At 58.5% G+C, this 6,145-nt stretch carries 5 protein-coding genes and 3 pseudogenes; 4 read left to right on the top strand and 4 right to left on the bottom strand.

Annotated elements, in window-relative coordinates:
- Positions 1-181 (bottom strand): annotated as a pseudogene (locus tag THIDRDRAFT_RS26585) (transposase); the annotation flags it as partial.
- A gap of 171 nt (positions 182-352) precedes the next feature.
- On the opposite strand from THIDRDRAFT_RS26585, the pseudogene THIDRDRAFT_RS27430 reads away from it, so the two are divergent.
- Together THIDRDRAFT_RS27430 and THIDRDRAFT_RS22630 are read left to right on the top strand one after the other, a co-directional pair.
- Positions 353-1,047, top strand: a pseudogene (locus THIDRDRAFT_RS27430) (transposase); the annotation flags it as partial.
- Between the two features lie 133 nt (positions 1,048-1,180).
- A complete protein-coding gene (locus THIDRDRAFT_RS22630; RefSeq protein WP_007043257.1) occupies positions 1,181-2,434 on the top strand; it encodes an IS256-like element ISTdr1 family transposase in 1,254 nt (417 codons plus the stop codon).
- 126 nt (positions 2,435-2,560) lie between these two features.
- On the opposite strand, the gene THIDRDRAFT_RS22625 is transcribed toward THIDRDRAFT_RS22630, so the two are convergent.
- Both THIDRDRAFT_RS22625 and THIDRDRAFT_RS22620 read right to left on the bottom strand, forming a co-directional pair.
- Positions 2,561-3,232, bottom strand: coding sequence for a transposase (locus tag THIDRDRAFT_RS22625; protein ID WP_007043256.1), 672 nt, complete (start codon positions 3,230-3,232; stop codon positions 2,561-2,563).
- Between the two features lie 31 nt (positions 3,233-3,263).
- Positions 3,264-3,698: a helix-turn-helix domain-containing protein gene (locus THIDRDRAFT_RS22620; protein WP_281054778.1), complete on the bottom strand. Its 435-nt coding sequence runs from the start codon at positions 3,696-3,698 to the stop codon at positions 3,264-3,266.
- A gap of 88 nt (positions 3,699-3,786) precedes the next feature.
- On the opposite strand from THIDRDRAFT_RS22620, the gene THIDRDRAFT_RS24240 reads away from it, so the two are divergent.
- Positions 3,787-4,665, top strand: coding sequence for a sulfotransferase family protein (locus THIDRDRAFT_RS24240; RefSeq protein WP_007043254.1), 879 nt, complete (start codon positions 3,787-3,789; stop codon positions 4,663-4,665).
- A gap of 54 nt (positions 4,666-4,719) precedes the next feature.
- Entirely contained in the window at positions 4,720-5,946 is a 1,227-nt protein-coding gene (locus THIDRDRAFT_RS22610; protein ID WP_007043253.1) for a TIGR03087 family PEP-CTERM/XrtA system glycosyltransferase, read from the top strand.
- Positions 5,947-6,038: 92 nt separating this feature from the next.
- On the opposite strand, the pseudogene THIDRDRAFT_RS26960 reads toward THIDRDRAFT_RS22610, so the two are convergent.
- Positions 6,039-6,145, bottom strand: a pseudogene (locus THIDRDRAFT_RS26960) (IS481 family transposase); the annotation flags it as partial.

Here is a 6,145-nt window from a genome sequence, read left to right as displayed (position 1 = left end):
CCTTGGCGCACGGTTTCGGATCTAGCCCTGTTACCTCAGATACCCACTTCGTCCCGCCGTGACCAACGACCTCCGACAACAGAGCCGCCACCCAGCGGCGGTGCTTCTCGTTGAGCTGATCAAAGACCACCTTGACATGCCCTTCTACGGCTTCCGGAATCACGACCTCAACCGCTGCCATCCCGCACCCTCGGAGATCACTTCATGATCGACCAAGCATACCGACTACGATGAAATCGGGAAACAGTTGATGGACACTTCCTAAAGCCGAAAGGGCCTGTATGGATATAACCCCAGATGGCTATAGCCATTCTGCGTAATACTCATATTGGCCCCTTGATTATGGTGTCAAGTCCCCGTTGATTCTCGCTTGATTCGCAAGCCATTGCAGTTCTGCGATGTCGCCACCCGACGGATCAAGCGGGCCAGCGAGGTGACAAAGAACACCCTGCTCCAGGAGATGATTCTCCAAGCGCTGAGGAACCAGTTGGTGTTTCGTTACGTGCTCATGGACAGTTGGTTTGCGTCCAAGGACAACTTCGAGCTCATCCTCAGCAAGCACAAACATTTCGTGGCGGTTCTCAAGGACAATTGGCTGGTGGCCTTGAGCCAGGCTGACAAAGAGCAAGGGCGCTTCGTGCGGGTGGATTCGCTGCAGTCGAACAAGCAGGTCATGCGCGGTTGGTTGAAGTGCTTCTCGTTGGCCGAGTCTTTACGAACAAAGATGGCAGCACCGGTCGGTTGAGTCTTGTCTGTAGTGATCTGACGTGCGATGACGAGCATGTCGCCATGCCTCCACAAAAAACGCTGGAAGGTCAAGAAGCATCACAAATCGCTCAAGTCCAACGCAGCCTTGGCCAAATCGCCGACCCGAACGCTGCGCACGCAGTCCAATCATGTATTCCTATCGATCTGTGCTGCCTTCAAGCTCGAATGCCTCAAGCGAGTCCACAAGCTCAACCATTTCGCGCTCCGCGCGAAGCTCTATGTCGAGGCGCTTCAGCAACCTTCAGCGAACTCAGGCGCCTGAAGGCGGCTGCTGCGTAACATAAAGATGATAATGGTCTCCTCCGATTCGGGATGAGTTATTGTGATTTCTGGTGTACAGACTCAGAGAAGGGATGGCGTATCCTGCCGACTGATCACGACCAAGATCACAGACGACAGAGGTGGATACGCCATGACCGAGTCTACGCTTGAAGGTCTTTCACAACCAGAGATCGAGGAGCACGACCCGCTGCATGCGTTGCTCAGGAAAGGGGCGCGCGAACTCATCGCTCAGGCCGTCGAGGTGGAGTTGGCGAGCTTTTTGGCCGGGTATGCCGATCAACGCCTTGAGGATGGGCGCCGAGCGGTGGTGCGCAACGGCTACCTGCCCGAACGGACGGTGCAGACGGGCCTGGGAGACGTGGCGGTGAAGGTGCCGAAGGTCCGTGACCGCCGTGGTGGTGGAGCGGTCTTCCACTCGAGCCTGCTGCCGCCGTATCTGAAGCGCTCGCGCAGTGTCGAGGAACTGATCCCCTGGCTCTATCTCAAGGGGATCTCGACTGGTGACTATCAGGAAGCGCTCGCGGCGTTGCTCGGTGATCGAGCCAAGGGGCTGTCGGCCAACACCATTGTGCGTCTCAAGCAGCAGTGGAGCGAGGAGCATCGGCGCTGGAGCCAGCGCGACCTCAGCGATCGGCGTTACGTCTATTGGTGGGCCGACGGCGTCTACAGCAACGTGCGCCGAGATGATCGCGTCTGTCTGCTGGTGATCGTCGGCGTCACCGAGCATGGCCACAAGGAACTGGTCGCCGTCGAGGATGGCTATCGGGAGTCCGAGGCCAGTTGGGGCGAAGTGCTTACCAGCCTCCGCGAGCGTGGACTGACGGCCGGCCCCAAGCTCGCCGTGGGCGACGGGGCGCTGGGGTTCTGGAAGGCGCTCGCCAAGGCCTATCCGGACACCGTCCACCAGCGCTGCTGGGTGCACAAGACAGCCAATGTGCTCGCCAAGCTGCCCAAGTCCGTGCAGCCGAAGGTCAAGGCCGACCTGCAGGAGATATGGATGGCCGAGACCCGCACATCGGCCAACCAGGCATTCGAGCGCGCCCTCAAGCGCTTCGAGGCCAAATATCCGAAGGCCATGGCTTGCCTGGCCAAGGATCGGGAGACCTTGCTCGCTTTCTACGACTATCCGGCCGAGCATTGGGTGCATATTCGCACCACCAACCCGATCGAATCGACCTTCGCCACCGTGCGCCTACGCACCAACCGCACCCGCAACTGCGGGGCACGCGAGACCACGTTGGCGATGGTCTTCAAGCTGCTCCAGTCGGCGCAGAAGAACTGGAGACGCATCAAGGGATTTGGAAAACTGGAACTGGTCGTCAATAACGTCCCGTTCCGCGATGGAGAACAACTGAACGATCAGTCAGATCGGATCGCCGCCTGATGGAGGCCATACACCAGATTTGACATTAACTCCAGGAGTTACAGCATAGGCCTCAGAGACACATCATGTCGAGGCCGCACCCTTGCCAGTCTTCTAGTACTTCGCACCTGAAATTCACTGGTTAATTTACGCCATCAGTGGCTTGCCACTGTAGGTCCAGCGGAAGGGTTTGGCGAGAGTCTGGTTGAAGAAATCAACGAATTCGAGGATCCGTGCTTTGAGCTCCTCGGTAGATGAGAACTGTCCGCGCTTGAGTAGACGTCGGGTCAGAATGCCGAACCAGATCTCGACTTGGTTGAGCCAGGAGCAGTGCTTGGGGGTATAGACGAAGCGAATGCGGTGGTCGGGATCCTGGAGGAAAGCGGCCCGGGAGGCCATGCTTTTGAGGATGCCGTCCTGGCCTTTGCGACCGAGATCCGTCGTAATCTCACAGCGCTGAGCGACGAACGCCACCAGGCTGGCCGATTGGTGGATGTTGAGCTGATCGCAGATGAAGATCCATTCGCCTTTCGGATCGGTGTCGACGGTGGCGGTGAGATGGGCGAGGAAGTCGGCTTCGGTGCGGGTGTCGCCGATGGAAGGCGCGAGGATCTTCCCAGTGGCGACCTCGAAGTTGGCGATCAACGCTTGGGTGCCGTGGCGCGTGTATTCGAACTCGACGGCTTGGGGCCGGCCTGGACGCATCGGATGCGACGGATGGATCGGCTCCAGGGCCTGAATGCCGGTCTTCTCGTCCGTGGAGATGACATGCACGCCCTGCGCATGGAGTTCCTGTGCTTGATGATAGAGGGTGCACACCGTGCGGACCTCCTCGCGAAAGGCCGCCTCGTCAGGAATCTTGGGATTGAGCCAGTAGCGGGTCCGATGCGGCTTGAGGTCGGCCTGATTTTAAAATACGGCCGATTGTCGTGGCCGAAATGGTTGGCACAATGCCGCGCTGGATCGTCTCGCGCACCAAATCCTTGCGCGTCCAGTGGGTCAAGGGAGGGGGTGGTGTTTCGCAGGCTAGGGCGATGATCTGGCAGATCTGCTCGGGCGTGAAATCGCCTGGAGCCCCCGAGCGCGGACGATCGGCCAGCACTTCTTCTATCACAGCGCGCAGGCGCTTGGGCTGGCCCGCTACGGCGGCGAGTCGGTCGTGGGCGTCGAACCAACGCCGCCGCCACTGCCCGACGCCGTCTTCGTTGACGCCGAGGGCGCGTGCAATGTGCTTGTTGGTCTCGCCGTCAGCGGCGCGCAGCACCATCTGCGAACGTTGGACCAAGCGGTGGGGCGTTTCGCGACTGCGCGCGATGCGCTCGAGCTCTGCGCGTTGCTCCGGGCAGAGAACAATCAAAGGGGCTGGACGGGCGATGGCGGGCGACTCCTCTGGCTGGGGTTGGATCGTCGCCTGCCATTATCCCGGCAATTTCAGGTCTGTGGTACTAGGGCAGCACCCCGCGATTTGTCTGGCAAAGTCCAAGGAGCCTGATATCTTCTCTGGCCGTTGGCGCCAGGGCTTGGATGCAGGTAAATCAGAGTTTGCACATCCGGGTCGGATTTGTTTGGATGCCTCGACGAGCTATAGCTGTGCCTGCTTGCCGATGTACTTCCCGCAGGACATCGGGGTCGAGTCAGGCTTTAATGGGGTTCCCCCACGTATCCACCGTGTCTCGCCGGATGCGCGTTTTATTTACATCATGCGCGATCCAGTGGCCAGGGCCTTTTCGTCTTACTGGCATGAAGTGCGCGCCGGTCGAGAGACTCGTGCTTTTGAGATTGCCGTGCGTGAGACAACCTACTTCTTGCGCACCAGTCATTATTTCGGCAAGATTGAACTGTTTCTTGAATATTTTCCTCTAGATTATTTTCTTTTTCTCACCTTCGAAGATTTCATCGCGGCCCTGCTCGACACGGCGCGCAGCTGCTTTAGGTTCCTGGATCTGCAAGACGATGTGTTGATCCAGCAAGATCGAGCGCAGAACAAGTCGTTCGTTTATAGCGGCCCTTGGGGTTTTGTGAATCGCTTGCTTGCCCCTATCGGAGGGCTCAATGCAGCGGTTAGAGCTTCAAAAAATCTGTTGCCGAGGCGTTTTTTGGAATGGGGTGCAAAGCGAATGACTAAAGGTGTGCCGCCGGTGACGAATCGTGAGTACGCGCTGCTGGCGGCGGAATTCCAAGAGTGCGTTGTAAGGCTTGGGGAGTTGACAGGTCGAGATTTTTCTCAATGGCCGTGCGCGCAGTCGAGGTAATGGATACCTTGGCTGCTCGGATCTTATAACCGGTTTTTCATCGATCTTGAGCGCATGCGCAAGAAGCTTCTCTTCCTGGTTCATCGCCTTCCTTATCCACCGAACAAGGGCGACAAAATCACCTCCTTCAATCTGCTGCGGTATCTTGCGCAGCGCTATGAGGTGTATCTGGGCACCTTTGTCGACGATCCGGATGATCGCCAGCATGTGGGCATCGTCAAAAGCTACTGCCGGGCGTCCTGTATTCCGGAGATCATTCCGACCTGGGGGCGTCTGAGGAGTTTGCAGGGTCTGCTGAGCGGCGAGCCATTGTCCATCCCTTACCTGCGGCATCCAGAACTCAAGCGCTGGGTCTGCGCGGTGCTCGAAAATGAGATGCCTCAAGCAGTGCTCGTGTACAGTGGTGCGATGGCTCAATATGTGAGTGGCCGTCTGGCACTGCCAATGCGCAGTGTTTTGGATTTTGATGATGTCGACTCAGAAAAATGGCGTAGTTATTCCGCTAGCAAGGCTTGGCCGGTACGTTGGCTCTATGCCCGCGAGGCGAAGCGCCTCTTGGAGTTCGAGAGGCGTATGGCCGCAGAGCTTGACATTAGCCTATTCATCTCACGTGAGGAGGCTCGGCTATTTGCGAGGCTTGCGCCTGAATCAGTCGAGCGCGTAACTTATCGAACGCAGGGGGTGGACAGCCAGTATTTCGATCCGGCGCTGACTTTCGAGAACCCCTATCCGCCGGGGGCTGAGCCGCTCGTTTTCACTGGAGCCATGGACTATTGGCCGAATATCGAGGCCGTACTGTGGTTTGCCGATGCGGTGCTGCCGCGGATTCGGGCGGCGAGGCCAGCCGTGGAGTTTTTCATCGTCGGCATGCGGCCCTCATCCGATGTACAGAAGTTGGCTGCGCGTCCTGGAATCCGGGTCACCGGCGGGGTGCCGGATGTGCGCCCCTATCTCGCGCACGCGCGCATGGCCGTGCTGCCGCTGCGGATCGCTAGAGGCATTCAGAACAAGGCGCTGGAAGCCATGGCCATGGAGCTGCCGATGGTGGCGACGTCCGATGCCCTGACCGGTATCCTGTCGCATCAGAGCTTCGCGCCACGCGTGGCGGAGCGGGCAGAAGATTTTGCGGATCAGGTGCTGGCGGTCTTGAAGAGTCCGCCGCCGCCTGAATCGAGGGGGCGTGATCTGGTGCTGGCGGAGTATGATTGGGAGGCTAATCTGCGCCTGATCGAGCAGCTCCTAGAGACGGGGCAGATTCCGGCGGCACGCGCTGTCGTGTAAGACTTGCTCGCAGAATACCTGGCACGGCGGCTTTGGCGTCCAGCGTTTCTGCTCTGACGACCTTTACACGGATGTTTGGAGCTTGAAGGAGTGTCAAGTCCCCGAAGATTATATACACGCTTTTTGAATAATTCGGGGCGCTTCTCGGCCCAATCCTTGAGGGCTTGAATCGGAGCGATATGCCCGAGTGCTTTTTGCG

Source organism: Thiorhodococcus drewsii AZ1, from assembly GCF_000224065.1.
Classification (GTDB): domain Bacteria; phylum Pseudomonadota; class Gammaproteobacteria; order Chromatiales; family Chromatiaceae; genus Imhoffiella; species Imhoffiella drewsii.
Note: the sequence above shows the minus strand (reverse complement) of the source record. Positions and strands in the feature narration are given on the sequence as shown.

What these genes read in the sequence shown, in the direction of transcription:
- THIDRDRAFT_RS22630 (WP_007043257.1), top strand. Translation starts at nt 1,181, where the DNA reads ATGACCGAGTCTACGCTTGAAGGTCTTTCACAACCAGAGATCGAGGAG.
- THIDRDRAFT_RS24240 (WP_007043254.1), top strand. Translation starts at nt 3,787, where the DNA reads ATGGCGGGCGACTCCTCTGGCTGGGGTTGGATCGTCGCCTGCCATTAT.
- THIDRDRAFT_RS22610 (WP_007043253.1), top strand. Translation starts at nt 4,720, where the DNA reads ATGCGCAAGAAGCTTCTCTTCCTGGTTCATCGCCTTCCTTATCCACCG.